General features: G+C 35.9%; 12 protein-coding genes. 9 read left to right on the forward strand and 3 right to left on the reverse strand.

The features are described from left to right. The first annotated feature begins 33 nt into the window (after nt 1-33). Nucleotides 34-2154: a DPP IV N-terminal domain-containing protein gene (locus QP953_RS17935; protein WP_309552197.1), complete on the forward strand. Its 2121-nt coding sequence runs from the start codon at nt 34-36 to the stop codon at nt 2152-2154. 134 nt (nt 2155-2288) lie between these two features. On the opposite strand, the gene QP953_RS17940 is transcribed toward QP953_RS17935, so the two are convergent. Together QP953_RS17940 and QP953_RS17945 are read right to left on the reverse strand one after the other, a co-directional pair. Further along, the gene (locus QP953_RS17940) at nt 2289-3497 is read right to left on the reverse strand and encodes an OmpA family protein (RefSeq protein ID WP_052597416.1); all 1209 of its coding nucleotides are present in this window, start codon (nt 3495-3497) and stop codon (nt 2289-2291) included. Nucleotides 3498-3703: 206 nt separating this feature from the next. Beyond that, complete coding sequence (locus tag QP953_RS17945; RefSeq protein ID WP_309552199.1) at nt 3704-4735, reverse strand: WG repeat-containing protein; 1032 nt, start codon at nt 4733-4735, stop codon at nt 3704-3706. A 644-nt stretch (nt 4736-5379) separates the two neighbouring features. Between QP953_RS17945 and QP953_RS17950 the strand changes: the two genes are divergently transcribed. From QP953_RS17950 to QP953_RS17965, 4 genes are all read left to right on the forward strand, one after another. Next, on the forward strand, nt 5380-7056 hold the full coding sequence (locus QP953_RS17950) for a DUF4836 family protein (protein WP_309552201.1): 1677 nt from the start codon (nt 5380-5382) through the stop codon (nt 7054-7056). Nucleotides 7057-7169: 113 nt separating this feature from the next. Next, entirely contained in the window at nt 7170-8270 is a 1101-nt protein-coding gene (locus QP953_RS17955; RefSeq protein WP_309552202.1) for a glycosyltransferase, read from the forward strand. A gap of 160 nt (nt 8271-8430) precedes the next feature. Beyond that, nucleotides 8431-11433, forward strand: a complete 3003-nt coding sequence (locus tag QP953_RS17960; protein ID WP_309552204.1) for a histidine kinase — start codon at nt 8431-8433, stop codon at nt 11431-11433. 43 nt (nt 11434-11476) lie between these two features. Beyond that, nucleotides 11477-12229 (forward strand): LytTR family DNA-binding domain-containing protein, encoded by a 753-nt coding sequence (locus QP953_RS17965; RefSeq protein WP_309552206.1) that lies wholly within the window; start codon nt 11477-11479, stop codon nt 12227-12229. On the opposite strand, the gene QP953_RS17970 is transcribed toward QP953_RS17965, so the two are convergent. Further along, entirely contained in the window at nt 12226-13842 is a 1617-nt protein-coding gene (locus QP953_RS17970) for a carboxylesterase family protein (RefSeq protein ID WP_309552208.1), read from the reverse strand. The two genes, QP953_RS17965 and QP953_RS17970, sit on opposite strands and share 4 nt — an antisense overlap. Nucleotides 13843-14208: 366 nt before the next feature. Here QP953_RS17970 and QP953_RS17975 point away from each other — a divergent pair, with 366 nt between their 5' ends. The 4 genes from QP953_RS17975 (at nt 14209) to QP953_RS17990 (ending at nt 19946) form a co-directional block, all read left to right on the forward strand. Continuing rightward, a complete protein-coding gene (locus tag QP953_RS17975) occupies nt 14209-15858 on the forward strand; it encodes a S8 family serine peptidase (protein ID WP_052597428.1) in 1650 nt (549 codons plus the stop codon). 321 nt (nt 15859-16179) lie between these two features. Continuing rightward, complete coding sequence (locus tag QP953_RS17980; RefSeq protein WP_309552209.1) at nt 16180-17841, forward strand: S8 family serine peptidase; 1662 nt, start codon at nt 16180-16182, stop codon at nt 17839-17841. A gap of 96 nt (nt 17842-17937) precedes the next feature. Further along, entirely contained in the window at nt 17938-18471 is a 534-nt protein-coding gene (locus QP953_RS17985; RefSeq protein WP_309552211.1) for a DUF255 domain-containing protein, read from the forward strand. Between the two features lie 140 nt (nt 18472-18611). Next, on the forward strand, nt 18612-19946 hold the full coding sequence (locus tag QP953_RS17990; RefSeq protein ID WP_309552212.1) for a cytochrome P450: 1335 nt from the start codon (nt 18612-18614) through the stop codon (nt 19944-19946). Nucleotides 19947-20023 lie beyond the last annotated feature (77 nt).

The following is a 20023-nucleotide window of genomic DNA, read 5'->3' on the forward strand; positions in this document are numbered from 1 at the left end:
ATCAAACACATTCTATTAACACATTGCACGATTATGAGACAAACATTCACCATTGGTCTAATTCTAATTGCTACTATTCTTCAAGCACAAAATTGGCGCTTGGGATTTATGGGGTGGTTGGATGATCAACATTATTTAGAACGTAGAGCAGACGAAAAAGATGCTAAAAAAATAGTTCTACTAAAAGTAAATGCAAAAACAGGATCTACCAGCCCTTATGAAGCCAATAGCCCAAGAAAAGAAGTTCAAAAAAAAATTCCAAAAGAATTTCAACTATCTTGGAGAGCTCCACATACTAAAGATTTTAAACAAGTCATTCTAACCAAAGATAACAATTTGTACCTCTTTGAGAAAGCCACAGGAGAAGTTCGCCAGCTGACGAAACATGAGGATTTGGAAGAAAACCCAACTTTCTCTCCCAATAATGCATACATCGCCTTTACTAGAAAAGGTAATTTATATACACTTCATTTAGAATCGGGCAAAGAAACGCCATTAACAACAGATGGTTCGGATAAGGTCTACAATGGCTGGGCATCTTGGGTCTATTATGAAGAAATTTTAGGTCGTAGCTCTTATTACAAGGCTTTTTGGTGGTCGCCAGACAGCAAACAAATTGCTTATTTAAGATTTGATGATAGCCCTGTTCCTGTTTTTCCAATTTATCGGTCTACAGGCGTTCATGGAGAATTGGAAACAATGCACTATCCCAAAGTTGGAGACCCCAACCCACTTGTTGCTCTAGGCATTTGCAATATAACAACCAACAAAACAGTTTGGGTAGATACTGATAAAAATATAGACCAATACATCGCTTGGCCATTTTGGACCAAAGATTCTAAACAATTGCTTTTTCAAAAAATGCCTCGTGATCAAAATAAGATTGAACTCTTGCTAGCCAATCCCCAAAATGGTTCTACCAAAAGAATTTACGAAGAAAGTCGCCCTACATGGGTTGATTTCTTTAAAGATATTTATATGCTAGAAGACAACAGTGGTTTTATTCTTAGGTCGTACCAAAACGATTGGTATAATCTCTATTATTATGATTTGAATGGAAAATTAAAGACAACAATTACAGATGTTCCGTGGCGGATTAATAGTATAAAAAAAGTAGATGAAGCAAAGCAGATTGTCTACTTTGAAGGAACAGGTACGATTAATACCGACATGCATTTATTCTCTGTTAATTTGGATGGTTCTAACCTAAAACAACTTACTAAAGGAAAAGGCGAACACATTGCAATGCTATCTCCTCAACAAAGCTACTTTGTAGATCGTTATAGCAGTATTTCCAAAGCGCCATCTAGAGTTTTATACGATATCAATGGCAAGGAAATTAGAACCATTGTCCAATCACAAACACCTGAATTTGATCCTACTTTGCATCATAAAATGGAATTATTTCGGGTGCCATCAACAGATGGAAAATTTGACCTACCTGTCGTTTGGACATTGCCTAGTAATTTTGATAAAAAGAAAAAATATCCTGTTGTTTTTAGAATTTATGGTGGTCCTGATGCTGGTGGCATTAAGGATGCATGGAGGGGATGGAATGGAAATAACCTAACCGATATGGGAATTATTGTTGTTTCTGTCGCTCATCGAGGTTCTGGTAAATTTGGAAAAAAGGGATTGGACTACATGCATCGAAATTTAGGAAAGTGGGAAATGGAAGATTATTTTGCTGTTGTGAATTGGCTCAAAAAACAGCCTTTTGTAGATACTAATCGCATGGGTATTACAGGCAGTAGTTATGGTGGGTATTTGTCTGCATTGGCACTAACTTATGGTGCAGATTATTTTACACATGGCATTGCCAATTTATCTGTTATGGATTGGCAATTGTATGACAATGTTTACACCGAGCGTTATATGGACACTTACCAACAAAATGAAAAAGGTTACCAACAAGGGTCTGTGTTAAGTCATGTTGACAAATATAAGGGAAAATTACTGATTACGCATGGATTGATGGACGATAATGTCCATGTTCAAAATAGCATTCAGTTGATTGATAAAATGCAAGACGCAGGCAAGGAATTTGAAATGATGTTCTATCCCAACGAACGACATGGCTGGGGTGGTCCAAAGGGCAAACACGCTAGAAAATTAAAAGAAAGCTTCTGGAAACGTGCTTTTTTCGAGGAGTAGTTTTTTTCCCTACTCTTTTGCTTTGAATAAAAAATGCTGAACTTGAGAATTCTCAAATTCAGCATTTTTAAGATAATAGCTAAGCATTCTAAAAATGAAAGAAATTTACTTGACAGAATGCTAAGACTCAAATACTAATCATTATCAGTATAAGGAGTAACTTCATTACTGTGTTCTATCACCGTATTTTCGGCATCAATATGTGTCACAACAAATTCTACTCGACGATTTAGTTGGCGACCATCTGCATATTTATTGTTAGCAATTGGTTTGCTTTCTCCATATCCTATGTATTGCATTCTTGAAGCATCAATTCCTTGATCAACCAAATATTCATAAACGGACTTTGTTCTATTTTCAGACAAATTTTGATTGTAATCATTGTCTCCTCTACTATCTGTATGCCCATGAATTTCAATTTCCATAGAGGGGTATTCATTCATTAAACTAACCAACTCATCCAATTGCTCATGAGACTCAGGCAACAATGCCCATTTTGCCGTTTCAAAAAACACTCGATCCAGTTTGATCACTGCACCAACAGCAGGAGGTGGAGCAACTGGTTCTGGTTCGGGCTCTGGTTCAGGCTCAGGAATACTAGTCGCACAAAGCATAACATCATCAATCAAATAATAAGCATTATTAAATGCTTTTTCGTCTACTGTAGCCTGTATTGGATCTTCTACCTCTACCATCTTAGTTTTTTCGTTGTTAAAGAAATTTCCAATACACAAATATTCTGAGCGGTTGGGTGAAATAAAGGTAAATGAAATGCGCTGCCATTCTCTTTTTTTAGGATTAATCAATTCATCATAGTTATAATCTGGGACAATGTTTGTCAATGGCTTCCAACCTTCTTCGCTCAATCTAGTAGGCGATAAAGCAACCCCTATATTATTAGAGACGTAACGAGCTAATCTAGCTCTACAAACCCAAAATTCACAATAATATTCTTGACCTTTGATCAATGGCTTCTTCAACTTGACTTGTATATATTCTCTATACGTATCGTCTCTCTCTGACTCTGGATTGTGAGTTAGAATAGCAACCATTTTGTATCCAGAATGAGGCTTATCCAAATCAATCCCATCCCGTTTGGCTCGTTTAATATCAGACGGAAGCCCAATTTTAACATCTGGTGTCGTCATTGTTGGACTTTTCCAAGCCACCATATTATAACGAAAAATACCTGAGCCATCAACATCCGATTCTGGTCTTCGACCAATTAAAGCCTCAAAATCAGGATTAGGCACTAGATTTTCATCGTGTCCTTCAGGTGGTTGCGCTGTTGTTTCTGTAGTATGCAACGCTAAAAAAGCAAAGAGTAAAATGATTTTTTTCATACTTAAATTTATGTGTTTAAAATCAGTTTAGAGTACATTTTTGACCTAACATTCGACTAATTTACCTTTCTGTTAGTAGACTGTTATTGGCAATACCAATCGTAGTAAATACTGCAAATTACTTGCCTATTTACAAGACAAATATATATTCAAATATCAATAACTAAAATATATTGCCACAAATTAACCCTTTTTAAGATACAATATTAGTCACAATTTTTAACACACTTTCCTCCTTTATTTATAAAATACCATTTATTATCTTTATAAACAGAAGCTTCTCCATTTTCAAAAGGCTTCGTATGAAAAAAGTCGCCTGCTATAACCACATCTCCAGTTTTGTCAATATAGTTCCAAATTCCTGGTTCTGTTTCTACATTTGCCAAACCTTCGTTAAATGCCTTTCGGTAGGGATCTGGTTTGAAGAAATTAACATTAAAAAACTGAGGTTTAATCACTACTTCCAAATCTCTATTCATGAATCCCCATTTTCCTTCTTCTGTTAGAAAGGCCGCTAGCCCTTCGCTAAAACGCATCATTTCAAGATATTTCGGCTCAACTAACATTTCTCCATTTGTTGCATCCAGCAAGCCATACATGCCGATATGTTCATCAAAAAATATGACTGTCCCTTCGCTAATAACCCCTAAATCACGATAAAACAATGGTACAGTCAATTCATTATTTTTATTAAGCACGCCATATTTACCATTTTTAGAAACCACAGCATAACCATCCTCATTAAAACCATCAAAACTATCGTATAGCGTAGAGTCTTCATTTCGTTGAGTTTGACAAGCAACACGATAAAAAGTGTAATCCCCTTCAACATTTTCTATTTTTCTATTTTTGACCTTTAATACTTCTTCCCCTATCTCCCAAGTTTCTCGATGATTCAACGTTTTTTTGCTGTCTCTAGCATTAGTCGCATAAATTTCCATTTCAGCCGAATTTCCATTCAATATACCCTCAAACCGTAGATAATAAGTTGCTTGTATGCTAGGGTAAACTCGACGCCCTTCTCCTGTTATTTTATTTCCATCTATTCCAATTTCTACTGCTTCTATCAAGTTTTCTTCGAATAATTGAAAACAATAACCAACTGCGGTATCCAATTGGTGTGTAATTGGACCTTCTCCATTGCTACCATTTGCCCCTCCCTTATTAGCTGTCTCAGAAGTACATCCCCACGTAAGAAAAAAAGCAACTATATAAATCAAAAAATAGTTCGACTTCATTAAATTATTGTTTTAAAAATTAAAAAATACAATAGCTTCTCAAAAAAACTTAACCTTCTAGCAACCAAAACCTTAACTAGAAACAAGTTATTAATAATGAGGTTATTCAAACAATAATAATGATCCTACCCCAATCCAATGCACTTGTTTTTCATTTTTTCTTAAAAAAGCAAAAAATTAGCGGACTACTAAAAAATAATACCTAAATTGTGAATCATTTTAGAATAAAAAATGTTAATGTAAAGTATGTGTATCTAATGTTATTTATAATCAATACTAATACTTATAACTATAAATATATAACCATTTCGAAATGAAAATTCATTACAATTAAATGTTTACTTCCCTCTCCTTATATACATCACTTTACAAAACAGACATACCAAGCTGGTTATCGATTGAGCATCTTTGAACTTCCAAAACATTTTGGTTGTTTTTCATTTGAACCTCAACCCTACGTCACAATCTATATCAAACGCAAAATGGCTATTTTTGTGAAAAAACACAAATCGCAATACAAGAAGTTGCCCAAAAACACCTTTAAATTTGAGCAATTTCAAAGAACACTTAAAATACTATATATTTCAGGGGGTAATATCCCGCTTCATCTAACCAAAAAATCATAACCACCAATGTTAAAAACAATGAAACTTCTTGCTGTATTCTTAACAGCATCCATTCTCTTTGTGCTTGGATCTTGTGGAGGTCCTAGTGTTAAAGGCTCTGCTGATGTTTCCAACGCTATTCCTGCCAATGCTACAGGTGTTTTTTTAATGAACACCAAACAATTAATGAAAAAGGCAGATTATGCTAGCCTAAAGCAAACCTCTTTCTTTAAAGATTTTATTCAAAAAGCGAAAGAAGAATCACCAGAAATGGTTCCGTTTTTGGAAGATCCAGAAGCAGCAGGAATTAATATGGCAGGTAATATGGGAGTTTATTTTTCTGTCCCAGAGAACATGTCAGAAAAATCATTTGAAGCTGCTTTTATGTTGCCAGTATCAGACAAAGCAAAAATGGATGCTGCTGTTCAAATAGCACTCAAAGAGGAAAAAGAGGCTCAACCAGAAGCTAAGGATGGCTATACGATTACTGCTTTAGATAACGATGCATTTTTGATTCAAAGCGAACATCTTTTAGCTTTTACTAGCTTCAATGATGATGAAAAGATTAAGAATATGCTCAACCCTAGTAGTGAAAATATTCACTCGAACGCTAACTTTAAAAAACACCTAAAAGAGAGCAAAGACATTATGTTTTGGATGAGCGCAGACCCTATCGTTGAGGCAATGCTCAAAAATCCTGAAACAGGAAGATCTATCAAAGGAGGACTTGCCATGGCTCAAATACCAGAAGAAGGCTTAAAAGGAAACTATATGTCTTTCTTCTACGACTTCAAAAAGGGTGAAATGGATGCTGGTACTTATTTTGATTTTAGCGAGGTTTTAGTTCAAGAACTAGGTGATGTTTTCCCTAATAAACTAGCCGTTGATTATGCTAGCTACCTCCCTGCCGAAAATGCAGCCGCTTCCATGACATTTGGTATCAGTGTAGATGGCGTTTTAAATTTCATGGCAAAACGTGGGCTAGATCAGTTCGTAGACAACTATTTAAAATTTGTAGGGCTAGATTTAGGTCAAATCAAAAACGGCATTACAGGAGATATGGCTGTTAATGTTTATGCCCCAACAGCTCAAGACAACGATCCTGCTGTTTTATTAGCCGTTGGGCTAAAAAACAAGGCATTTATGGATAGTTTGTTGACTAAAGTAGGTTCTATGGTATCCAAAGATGGAGACAAGTACATTTTCACAGGACAACAAAGTATCATGGACCCAGATGCTACTCCTATGCAGTTTTTTGCGATTGTCAAAGACGATGTCATTTTAGTATCTAACTCAAATGCACACTTAGACAAAGCGATTGCTGGCACCAACAATAAAGTTGTCAATGAATTGCAATCAGGATGGGTAGGTATGTTCCTTGATTACAATCTTATCAACCAAAACTACGATGTTATTGCCAATTACTTGCCAATGGATCCTAATAGCTTGAGCTTGTCTAAAATGATGAGCGAATACCAAAATGTAAGTACCGTAAAAATGATTGGAAAAGGCAACGAGATTATGGCTAAAACCATTTTGAAAGATGCCAATAAAAATAGCTTAAAAAGCTTGATCGAATCACTTGATAAGATGTACCAAGATAAAGAAAAAATTGAGGCAGAAATGAAAAAACAACTAGAAGATGAATTCAAAGACTTTGAAGATGACTTTGATGATTTGGAAAATACTACTGAAGAGGTTCTAGAAAATACTTAGTATTAAGAATTACGATATTTAATAAAAAAGAGTCATTTTGTGCCTTCAAAATGGCTCTTTTGCTTTTGATGGGGCTTTCTTCTTTATCCAAATTTAGTATATCCAACCTCTTAATGAAGAAAATATATTTTACGGTTACCAATGACTTAACTTACGACCAGCGTATGATTCGCATCTGTACAAGTCTCGCAAATGTAGGCTACAATGTTTGGCTGATTGGTCGCCAGCGTCCCAACTCAAAACCATTGCGCCAACAAGCATTCCAACAAAAACGTTTGAACTGTTTTTTTGAGCGAGGTAAGTTTTTTTATTTAGAATATAATATTCGACTGTTTTTCTTTTTGATGTGGCATCGTTTTGATGCTGTTTGTAGCATTGATTTGGATACGATTTTGGCAGGCTTTTACAGCAGTCGCATAAAAAGGAAAATTTGTATTTATGATGCTCATGAGTATTTTACAGAAGTACCAGAAGTAGTCCAAAGACCGACGACAAAACGAATTTGGGAATGGGTTGCCCAACACACTATTCCTAAGTTAACACACGCTTATACGGTTTGTCAAAGCTTGCAAGAAGTCTTTCAAAAACGTTACCATACTTCTTTTGAAGTTATCAGAAACGTTCCTTTTCAGCAGACCAAACCTATTGAGCAATTATCTTTTCAAACGCCTTTTATTCTACTTTATCAAGGTGTTTTAAACGATGGACGTGGCTTAGAAGAAATGATTGCTGCCTTACAACAGTTACCAGAGGTTGAGTTTTGGTTGGCAGGTGAAGGAGATCGTTCTCAAGAACTTCGTCAATTAGTTCAAACATTAGGGTTAGAGCGTCAAGTCAAATTCTTGGGCTATATACAGCCTCATGAACTTAAAGCAGTTACTCTAAAAGCGCACTTAGGAGTTAATTTGCTACAAAATAAAGGGCTTAATTATTATTATTCTTTAGCTAATAAATTCTTTGATTACATTCAAGCCCTAAAACCTTCTTTAAATATGAACTTTCCTGAATATGCCATGATTATCGAAGAACATCCTGTGGGTCTTTTATTGGATGATTTGACCCCTGAAACTATCGTTAGCAGCATCAAAAAAATTATTGAGCAACCTGAAGCTTATCAAACCTTACAAGCCAACTGTTTAAAAGCACGCGAAGTATTTGTTTGGGAAAAAGAAGCTGTAAAACTGGAGGCTTTTTATAAACAAGTTTTTAAATAATAGTAGTTCGTTGATCACTTCGTGAGCGAAGCTAACTATTGTAAATAAGTAATACGAAGTAGCACCGTAGTCCTGTCTTATGTATAAAGGCTGATCAACATCCAATTTCTTTTGAATAATTGAGAGATTAACAGCAAAAAAATTGTTATATTCGATTGTAATGAGAACATATGCCTACATAATCCTGCTACTTTTTTTCTATACTTTCGTTAATGCACAAGATCCCTACCATTGGAAATTGACAGACGACGATGGTCTTCCTAATATGGAGATCTACGGTTTATACCAAGATTCCAAAGGCTATATGTGGATTGCAACAGATGGAGGTCTTTGCCGATACGATGGAAAAGAAATTATTACATATACCTCTGAAGATCAAAAACGCACGTCGGCAGCTTCTATTCAAGAAGATTCTAGAGGAACTATTTGGTATAAGAACTTTGCAGGACAGTTGTTTTTTATTGACTCTAACAATACCGCTCAAATCTTCCCCATTCCAGATTCCATCAAACTAAATACTTATTTTGAATATTCATTGACAAAAGAATATTTGCAGATTCTTTCCTCCGTCAATTTCTACACGTACCACTTCAAAAGTCAACAATGGAAAATAGGTAAATTCCAAAGCAACCATAATCTACGATGCAGCATTGGCTTTTTTTCTAGAGACCAAGTTAATGATTCTTCTCTACTTTATATTGATTGTAACAATGAGTTATGGCTACGAAAAAAAGAAGCCTTTTATTCCAAAGGGGTTATTCCTAGTCTTTCTAGCTCAAACAGACATATTATTATCATAGGGCTTGAAAATGATTCTGCTTTAATTGCTACGACTACCAAAGTGTATATTGATCATATTGATTCCGTTTCTAAACTTAGAAACCATGCTTTAATTGCAAGCTATGAGGGAATAGCTACAATTTATAGTAACAAAGGTACCATTCTAATTGGTACACAAAAAGGAATTGTTGTGTTATTGCAAGACAAGTATACCAAACGTTGGAAACATCAAGGCCTATTCTTAAAAAAAGAACAAATCAGTGCAACACTTGTTGACCGTGACGGCAATATTTGGTTAGGCACACTAGGTCATGGAGTCTTGATCATTCCATCTTTAAAAATGACTTTTTTTGATTCTAAAAACTCCGTTTTGCCCGACTCTAAAATTGGTGCTTTAGCTAAGAAAAAAGAAGATTTATTCCTTGGAACACACGGTCGTATATCAAAACTCAATACAAAATCTTTGGAATTCACCTTGTATCCTCCTGTAGATATGTATCCTACTACCAATATTCTATGTGACACTATCCGCAACCAAATATTGTTCAATTCTGCCAATAATTATATATTATCTCTATCTGATCAAAGCATAAAATCGAGTTGTCACGGCATAGGTCATCATTCTATAATTTATAAAAAAAATCAACTTATTGTAGGTACCTTTCTTGCTTTAATAACCTATCCTCTAGATAACAAAAGACCTACTAAAGATGTTTTTAACAAACCACTCAAGTATCATGTAGATAAGACTATTTGTGATGAAGGAAAACTCCAAGGTTTTATAGCCAGTAAACGTATAACAGCTTTATCTACAGACATAGCAGACACCTCCCGTTTTTGGACAGGAATCAACGATAGTTTATTTTATTGGCAAGATGCTGTTCCCTATTCGGTTTTATCTAAAGAAGGAAAGGCTATCACACCTATTACCATTCGCCAAGCTCAAGATAGTATTCTATGGGTGGGCACTCCCAATCAAGGTCTATATGGTATTAAAAATAAAAAAGAAATTTATCATTTTACAGTAGACGATGGGCTACCAAGTAATAACTGCAAAACAATTGCTGCTGACTATCCATATATTTGGGTTGGAACCAACCTTGGAATTGTTAAAATACAGCCTAATACTAAAAAAATAGAGCTGTACAATCAATTGGATGGTTTGTTAACCAACAATATAGATCGCATAGAAATTGCCAATAAAAAAGTTTGGGCAACTTCTAGCAAAGGTTTGATTGCTTTTGATGTTAATACGCCTTCTATGAATAAAACAGCTCCATTAATTAGGATTACCCAATGGAATGTAAACGATAGTAGTCTTGCTTTCAACAAATTTACAACACTTCCTTATGAGAAAAATAACATTCAATTTACCTTCCAAGCTTTAGCACTAAAAAGCAGGAACACCTATACCTATGAATATAGGCTCTTGGGGCTTGATACTACTTGGATTTCGCAAACTAGTAGTACTAATTTTGTTCGCTTTCCTAGTCTTAATGCAGGACAATATACCTTTGAAGTCCGCGCTAGGAATGAAGATGGTGTCCTGAGCAAAACTCCAGCAGGTGTATCGTTCTGCATTCAAGCACCTTATTGGGAAACTTGGTGGTTTAAAACGATTATTGGTTTTATTACTTTGTCAATTGTTATTGGTTTAGTGCGACTTCGTTATCAGTTCCTTCAGCGAAAACAAGCCACTCAAAATTTAATTATGCAGCTTAAAATGCAAGCGCTTCAAGCACAAATGAATCCTCATTTTATTTTTAATGCAATGAGTACCATACAAAGCTTCTGGATGTACAAAGACTCCAAAACAGCCTTAATATATCATGCTAAGTTTGCTAAATTAATGCGATTAATTTTTAATTATTCCAATGAAAAAAGTATTCCCATAAAAGATGAAATTGATTTTTTAAAGCTCTACATTGACCTTGAAAAAATTCGATTAAAATATGATGTTACGGTACAATTTGACATAGACCCTCTTTTTGAAGAAGAAGGGCTGCACATTCCTCCCTTACTGATACAACCTATCGTTGAGAATAGTTTCAAACATGGTTTTTTACATAAAGAAGCAGATGGGCATTTACTCATCAAACTAGAATTAGAAGACAACTATATAAAATGTACCGTAGAAGATGATGGGGTCGGTCTGGAACTAGCCGATACTTATAATGCATGGAAGGATAACGACACTACCCAAAAAAGTAGTAGCTTTGTTACACAAGATCGCTTAACTATGCTCAACCGAACTCATGGAACAACAGCAAAAAAAACAACTTACAAAATAAGTGATTTAACAAATATTAAAAATCAATCTTCAGGAACTAGAACGGAGCTTTGGATTCCCATTACGGATTATCTTTTTTCTGATTTTCAGTAACCACCAATGAATTTCTCTTTTTAACTCAATAAAATAACATTTCGTGAAAGTTATAACTTGTGTAATTGTCGAAGATGAAGTAAATACTAGAAAGCTATTAAAATCTATGCTAGAAGACTATTGCGATGGCGTAAAAGTTTTAGCAGAAGCTGGCAATGTCCATGAAGGTGTAGAAATGATAAAAAAACACCAACCTCAACTCGTCTTTCTAGATATCGCTATGCCCAAAGAAAGCGGATTTAGTTTGTATAAGTATTTTGATGAAATTAATTTCAAAGTCATTTTTACAACTGCTTTTAGTCAATACGCCATTCAAGCACTAAAATTGGCGGCATTGGATTATTTGATGAAGCCAATTAATTTGGAAGAATTAATGGAAAGTTTGGATCGTTTTAGAAACCAAGTCCGCCCCTTGCCTACGACAAAAGAAAATTACAGTCTAGTAGATAAAAATGCGCAAACCCCAAACCATCAAAAAATTGCATTGGCTTGCTCTGATGGTTATATCTTTGTACCCATCGACAATATTATCCGTTGCCAATCGGACAAAAGCTATACGCTATTCATTATCAAAGACCAAGAACCAATTTGGACATCTCGAAACTTGGGGGAATATACGACAATATTAGAAGAATACAATTTCAAAAGGGTGCATCGCTCTCATATCATTAATCCCAAATATGTAAAGAAATTTATTCGAGGAAAGAGTCCTATATTAATCATGGACGATGATACTCAGATAACTATTTCCTCTGCCAAGCGAGATAGTTTGTTAGAGCACTTTTTTATACCTTAGCGTATTACTAGCGTCTCCATAATTCGGTGTTTCTTTGTGGTAACAACGACTCTATATACTCCTTGAGGCAAATCTTGTATGTTTAAAACTTCAGTTGTGTTTCCTATTGATAACGGTATAAAATGCGTGTATACTTCCTGTCCTAGCGCATTGACTAAACGAATGGTTGCTGCCTCATTTTTAGGACTACGAATGTGAACACGACACGACTGATAAGCGGGGTTGGGTTGTAATTGAATTCCAAGCTTGGGAACAAGTACTTTATTGGTGTTGATACTTGTTGTAATTGCGCTAAATTTCAAAGCTTTTTCACTAGCCACTTTCGAAGCGTCAATTGCACTAACTTGTACAAAACCTTGGCTCCCTCCATTATAAAACTCGACATCTATTGTTGCAGCATCTGTAACAGGTGAAACAATAACGCCCCCAGTTACTTCCCAACAATAACGATGGTCTGGATGAGGATTGGCAACTGTATAAGTATAATTCGTTGCAGGCAATACGGTATCTGGTCCACTTAATACAGGAGGTGTAGGACGCATTAAATCATAAAAATAATCCGCTGTCTTGTCTATAATACTCTGCCAATGTGCATTTGGTCCTGAAGGCAGCCAGTCTCCATTTAAAGCCCCCCAATATTCGTGTCCCTCTCCTTGCGCAAAGTAAGTTTGATGTGGAAGGTTAAACGTATTCATCACCGAATCCATCATATAGGTACCACAGGTATTGGGCGCTGTCAAAACTACACCTGAAAAAGGCTTGGCACACTTATAATCAACAATCAAATCATTGGTTCCATGAAACATAACCATAGGAGCTTTATTATTACCATGTGCCATCCAACTTAAATCGGCTATAGCCCCCCAATAAGCTGCGATTCCTTGAGGAATAGAATCCACATCATCTGCCAAAACTGATGAACCATTAAAAGGATTAAAACTAGTTAATTCGACAACTGGGCGACTATGTAAAGGTCCTAAGTCTTTTTTAAAAATAGGTACTAATTCATAGCTCTCTGGTAAGCGTTCGGTATAATCCACAAAGGTGCTATGAATCGCACAAAATGCTCCTGCACTGCTTCCTCCTACAAAAACTTTATTGGGATCAATGTTGAACCATGCTGCATTTTTACGAAAAAATCGTACGGCAGCACTCATATCTTGTGCCCCTCTCCAAACAGCTCTTTTTAAACTCGATGGGCTGGCAATATTAAACCCCAAACGATACTCAATGCTTGCTGTTACAAATCCCCAATGTGCCAAAGTATCTGCCAATGCTTGCACATCTTCGTTTTGCATCGTTCCAACCAAAACAGTTCCCCCCATAAAAGCAACATTAATAAATCCTCCCCCATGTGCCAAAATAACAACAGGGCGTTTGCTTACAGTATCTGTTACTGGAGGAGTAAAAACATCCATCACTAAGTCTTTGTTAAAAGTTGTTTCGGTCGTTAGAGTTGCTCCAATTAAAGCTGGCGCATTCAAACTGTATTTCACATTTCTAAATACTTGAATAGTATTAAAATAACGGCTTTTGTAACGGGTACCACACTGAGCAGACAAGTCCATTCCACAACTACTTAACACCAACAATAGGAGTACAATTCTTAACATAGTTTATTAATTTTGATACGCTGCAAATTTTCCCAAAGTAATGTTATGTAATCGTTCATTGTTCCTCCTTTTGTTATGAAGGTACAAGCATAACTAACTCTTGGTAATTCTGAGTACTATTTAAATATTCTTCCACGAAGTCATAAGACATTATTCACTCTAACTTGTTGGTTTTTAAATGGGAAATAAAACGACCCAACACCGTTAAAATAAATCTACTAATTGGCTAATTCTGATGTGACTAACGTGGTTTAAGTGGGCTATTGGAGATAAAAAGCTAAGAAATATAATACTTTTGGCAAAAAAAAGTTAGTTTACTTAAAACCTTTTTATTATTTGTCCTATTTTTTGAAGAAAACCATTCGTATGAATACCCTTCATTGTTTTTTCTTATTGGTTGTAAGTACGTTTACATTTGCACAATCTGATACAGACAAGCATCTCTATGACTTGCATTTAGTAAAACTAACAGACAAAAAGAATAGTCCATTTAGCCTTTTCTCTCCGCAAGAATATTTAAGTCCTAGAGCTTTAGAACGACGTGCGACCCAAGGTGTTTCCATTGATATGCTGGATATTCCTATCTCTATGTCATATATTAAAACAATAGAAGCATTGGCTCCTATCCAAGGAAAATCCAAGTGGTTTAATGCGCTTGCGATTCATACAGAAAGTAAAAGTATTCTCAAACAAATTGAAGCCCTCCCCTTTGTAAAATCTATTCAACCTCTTGGCAAGTTTCGAAAAGCAAAAAAAGCAAAAATTTACCATAAAAGACCTGCTATAGATAGCTCAAAACATCAAGTAAGTCCCTATGGTTTAGCTAAAACCCAACTTGAAATGCTTGGAGGTGAAAAGCTTCATCAATTGGGCTTCACAGGAAAAGAAGTACATGTTGGTGTTGTTGATGGTGGCTTTAGAAATGCGTATAGAATGACTGTGTTTGATAGCCTATTCTTAGATGACCGAATTTTAGGTACCCATGACTTTGTTGAAGGCGATGACTTTGTCTATGAAAGCAGTACTCATGGCACCAATGTCCTATCAATTATGGCAGCTAAGCAACCTTATTTGATGATTGGTACGGCTCCTGATGCTTATTATTATTTATTTAAAACAGAAGATATTCGAGGAGAATTTAGAGCGGAAGAATTTTACTGGGTGCTTGCTTTAGAACATGCCGATAGTGTTGGAATAGATATTGTCAATTCATCAATGGGATATACTCGTTTTAGGGATGCCTCTATGTCTTATCAATACAAAGATTTGGATGGAAAAAGCACCTTAATTACCCAAGGTGCGAACATTGCTAGTGCCAAAGGCATTTTGATTGTCAATGCCGCTGGTAATGATGGTCATAAAGATTGGCATTACTTGGCTGCCCCTGCCGATGCCGTGGAAGTGCTAACAGTTGCGGCTGTTCAACGAGATAGCAGTAGAGCAACATTTAGTTCTTGGGGACCGACCTACGATGGGCGCATCAAACCCGATGTAGCTGCATTAGGAGAAGGCACTGCCTATGCTTCTATGATTACTTATGATGTAGGATATGGTGATGGCACTTCTTATGCCTGTCCTGTCTTGACTGGAATGGTGGCAACGTTAAAACAAGCCTTTCCTACCGTATCCAATAAAAAGCTAAAAAGTGCCATAGTCAATAGCGCACATTTATTACATGCGGACTCTTCTTTGGGAAAAGGTATTCCCAATTTTCTTCAAGCCTACTTAACCCTATCGGATTCTAGTATTTTTATACATCAATCGGGTCTTCTGGATCACCCCAAAAGGATTGTCAATAATAATGTACATGTCTACGTAGAAAATGCTCAAAAAACTCCTATTGAATTAACTTTGTATAATATTTGGGGCAAACAATTACATCATCGAAAAGAAGAACTTCAAGCCAATATAATTAATAAAATATCACTCAAAGAATTCAAAAACTATGGTCAAGGAGTTTATGCGTTGCAAATCAAGTTGTGGGGCAAAACACACTGGGTAGAACTGGTTCATTAATTGTGTGATCAAACAAATCTTAGTATAGGTCTCATTCAGCTCCAACAAGTTGTTATGAGGTTTTCTGTCATTTTTTCTGAACGATTACTTTCCTTCGGCTGTTTTCTAGTCTACAAGACTTTTTAAGTTGGTCGATTCTATTTATCCTTATTTCGAATTTATTCTACAATATTTAGTAGATTCGAGCAGAAGTTATTCAAAATTTGTGAACTTGTTGTTTATCATTAGTTCTTCATAAGTAAGAGGTCAGAAAAAATAAGAACAAAAAATGGGCTTATTTTTGAACGATTACTTTCCAATTAATTGTCATAAACCATTAGAATGAAAGCATTAACGATACTATTTTTTTTATTTCTAATTCATCCTATCCAAGCCCAAAAAGAGGATTACAACCATCATAATCATACCTTACATTGGGTTGAATTTACGGACAAAAATAATACTCCCTACAGTATTTTTCGTCCTCAAGATTTTTTATCTGCTAGAGCTATCCAACGTAGGATCACAATGGGGATTCCCATTGAAGAAAATGACTTGCCCATCACTCCTGATTACATCAAACAAGTCATCGGCTTAGGAGCTCCTCTACACGCAAAATCAAAGTGGCTTAATTCTATTGCGATTTATACCAAAGATAAGAACTTATTAAAGCAAATTAATGAGTTACCTTTTGTCAAATCGGTTAAACCCTTGGGCAAATTTAGAAAGGTTACCAAACCTAATATGAAAAAAAACAAACCTTCTGTAGATGCTTCTAAACATGAAATAGACTATTATGGTCAAGCAGATAACCAAATTAAGATGCTAGGCGGTGACGTGTTGCACGGATACGGATATACAGGAAAAGGCATCCATGTTGCTATCTTTGATGGTGGCTTTTTGGATGTTTATCGAATGCCTGTTTTTGATAGTATTTACACTAATAATCGTTTATTGGGAACACACGATTTTGTAGAAGGAGACGATTTTGTTTACGAAAGTAGTTCGCATGGCACCAATGTCCTCGCTTGTATGGGGTCTAAAGCACCACACTTGATTGTAGGCACAGCTCCTGATGCTTCTTATTACTTGTTTAAAACCGAAGATGTTCGAGGAGAATTTAGAACAGAAGAATTCAACTGGGTAGCTGCCCTAGAACACGCAGATAGCATAGGAGTTGATGTCGTTAATTCTTCCTTGGGTTATACGGGCTTCAACGATACGACCATGTCCTATAAATACCATCAATTGGATGGAAAGACAGCCCTTTCTAGTCGAGGCGCTAACATTGGTGCTTCCAAAGGAATTTTGATTGTCAATAGTGCTGGTAACGAAGGCGATGGTAATTGGCACTATATCGGAACCCCTGCCGATGCCGAAGGCGTTTTGAGTGTCGCTGCTGTTCGCCCCAATGGGACTAGAGCCAGCTTTAGCTCTTGGGGACCTACTCCCGATGGCAGAATCAAACCAGATGTAGCAGCACAAGGACGTTATACGGTTGTTGCCAATCTAAACAAATATGACATCACAAGAACCAATGGTACTTCCTTTTCTTCTCCCGTTATGGCAGGTATGGTTGCCTCTCTCAAACAAGCGCACCCCGACAAAACAAGCGAAGAAATCAAAGATGCTATTCGCCTAAGTGGTAGTATATCTAATCAACCAGATTCTTCTTTGGGGTATGGAATTCCTAATTTCTTTTTTGCTTATCTTACAATGTTAAAAGCAAGTATTGTTGTTGATCACAAAGGGGAACTATACTACACTCCCAAACCTATTGATGATGAGTTGCATCTGTTTATTGAACAACGAAAGCCTGCTGTATTAAAAATAAGTATTTATAATAAATTAATGGCAGAACAATTTACTTATACCACGACTACCAAAGGTAGAGAAATCAAAGAAGTTCGCATTCCTGATTTAGAAAATTATCCTGCGGGAGTTTATATGATAAAACTAGAAATTGACGCTTACCCTTATTGGCTTGAAATGATTAAGGAGTAAAACGTTGAATCCCATCGGGTGTCAAAATATTAGAAATTAGGTTGTTGAGTGATGCTCAATAACCTAATTTTATTTCTAGCTTTTATATTACCAATAATGAGAAGGATTATTTTTGCACTATTCTGCTTTTGTCAACTAGGTTGCCAACCAGACATAACATACGCACCTTATAACAACTATTTACAAGGTGTACAATCTGCTCATCAAAATAACAAACCTATATTTCTTCATTTTACATGTTGGAGCTGTATAGGTTACAATAGCTTTGAACATCATATTATTACGAATAAAGCTGTAAAAAGACTACTTAATCAAGATTTTATATCAATCGATTTATATACTGATGACAAAACTTCATTGGATCAAAAAACCTTGCAACAATTCATTCAAACAATAAATTTTGATTCGCTTGCTCAACAACAAATTTTAAAATTTAAAACCTTAGGCGCTGTTAATACTGCAATTGAACGGACACTCTTTAAAAAATCAACTCAACCACTTTATGTACTTTTAAGTCCTAATGGTAATCTTCTAATACCACCATTTGGGTATTTTGGAAAAGATCCTCAAGTTCTAATTCAAAATCTAGAAAAAGCAAAGAAAAACCTCCATCAATCATCGATGCGTTGAGCAACTACTCTTCTAGAAGTAAGAGTCCTTTTAAAACTTACTTGAATTGGGCATACATCACGCCAACCTCTCCTTGCAAAATCAAACGAAATAGCGTATCTTAAAGGAGTTTTTTTACAACGCAACAAACACCTATTATCATGAAAGAAGTTCCGCTCATTCCTGCCGATCATTGGTTTTTTAGAAATTCTTTAGTTGTTCTAAATGATCCTCTAGCTTTTTTTGTTAATACCTTTGCAGAATACGGTGATATTTACAATGTCAACTCCAACCTATACACAATCTATGTGACTGCAAACCCTAAGCACATTCAAGAGATAATGGTCTCTAACAAAAAGGATTATGCCAAGAGCGATGATTATAAAATATTAAAGTATTCTTTAGGGAATGGTTTATTGACTAGTGAAGGTGATTTTTGGAAAAAACAACGCCGTATTGCCCAGCCTGCTTTTCATAGAGAAAGCATGAAAAAATTGTTGGACATTATGATTGCTTCTACGCAAAAAATAGTCGCCTCTTGGAAAGAGAAAACACAGGTTCAGTTAACGGATGAAATGAATTTTTTGACACTTGATATTGTCACCAAATGTTTGTTTGGTACTGAATTAAAAACCGATTATTCAAAAATTCAGCAAGCAGTTACGATAGAAAATGAGTACTTGGCAGAGCGAATCATGACACCTTTTAAGCCTCCGTTTTGGGTTCCTACCTCCAAAAATCGTGCTTATAGAAAAGCTCGTGCTTATAGTAGTAGCTTAATTTTAAATATTATTAAAGATAGGCAAGAAAACCCTAGTACTCACAATGATTTGTTGAGTATGCTGATGAATGCAGAGGATGAAGATACGGGAGAAAAAATGAGCAATCAACAGTTAAAAGATGAATCGATCACTATCTTTGTAGCAGGGCACGAAACAACAGCCAACGCTTTGTCGTGGACTTTTTATCTACTAACGCAGCATCCTGATAAACTAAAAATCTTACAGCAAGAAATTGATACGGTGTTGCAAGACAAACCACCAACATTCCAAAACTTGAAGGAACTCACCTACACACAAATGGTCTTGGAAGAATCCATGCGTTTGTATCCTCCTGCTTGGACTATCGTACGAAAAGTTGCCCATGAAACAACTATGGATGGGTATCTATTCAAAAAAGATACTCGATTAATTTTAGATGTATATATGCTACATCGCCACCCCGATTATTGGGAAAACCCCACTGCTTTTGAACCAGAACGTTTTGAAAGCAACCAGAAGAAAAAGCGGCACAAATATGCTTATATTCCTTTTGGGGCAGGGCAACGGATGTGCATTGGCAATAGTTTTGCTATGATGGAAATGAAAGTTGTGCTAACATTGTTATTGCAACAGTTCAACTTATCTCTTGCCCCTAATGCACCTGAAGTAGTCCCCGAACCGCTAATCACCTTACGACCTAAAAATGGGATTCTGATGGACATCCGTAGTCGATGATAAAAATTATAGTTTCTAGATACTGCTATTTGTTGAGCAGCATAGTAATATCTAGAAACTATCCTTATACCCCAAAG

The sequence above is a fragment of the Aureispira sp. CCB-E genome, assembly GCF_031326345.1.
Classification (GTDB): domain Bacteria; phylum Bacteroidota; class Bacteroidia; order Chitinophagales; family Saprospiraceae; genus Aureispira.

Bases quoted from the DNA above. Each gene is read 5' to 3' on its own strand.
- QP953_RS17980 (WP_309552209.1), top strand. From the start codon at position 16,180: ATGAAAGCATTAACGATACTATTTTTTTTATTTCTAATTCATCCTATC.
- QP953_RS17985 (WP_309552211.1), top strand. From the start codon at position 17,938: ATGAGAAGGATTATTTTTGCACTATTCTGCTTTTGTCAACTAGGTTGC.
- QP953_RS17955 (WP_309552202.1), top strand. From the start codon at position 7,170: ATGAAGAAAATATATTTTACGGTTACCAATGACTTAACTTACGACCAG.
- QP953_RS17945 (WP_309552199.1), bottom strand. From the start codon at position 4,735: ATGAAGTCGAACTATTTTTTGATTTATATAGTTGCTTTTTTTCTTACG.
- QP953_RS17960 (WP_309552204.1), top strand. From the start codon at position 8,431: ATGAGAACATATGCCTACATAATCCTGCTACTTTTTTTCTATACTTTC.
- QP953_RS17950 (WP_309552201.1), top strand. From the start codon at position 5,380: ATGAAACTTCTTGCTGTATTCTTAACAGCATCCATTCTCTTTGTGCTT.
- QP953_RS17975 (WP_052597428.1), top strand. From the start codon at position 14,209: ATGAATACCCTTCATTGTTTTTTCTTATTGGTTGTAAGTACGTTTACA.
- QP953_RS17935 (WP_309552197.1), top strand. From the start codon at position 34: ATGAGACAAACATTCACCATTGGTCTAATTCTAATTGCTACTATTCTT.
- QP953_RS17990 (WP_309552212.1), top strand. From the start codon at position 18,612: ATGAAAGAAGTTCCGCTCATTCCTGCCGATCATTGGTTTTTTAGAAAT.
- QP953_RS17970 (WP_309552208.1), bottom strand. From the start codon at position 13,842: ATGTTAAGAATTGTACTCCTATTGTTGGTGTTAAGTAGTTGTGGAATG.
- QP953_RS17940 (WP_052597416.1), bottom strand. From the start codon at position 3,497: ATGAAAAAAATCATTTTACTCTTTGCTTTTTTAGCGTTGCATACTACA.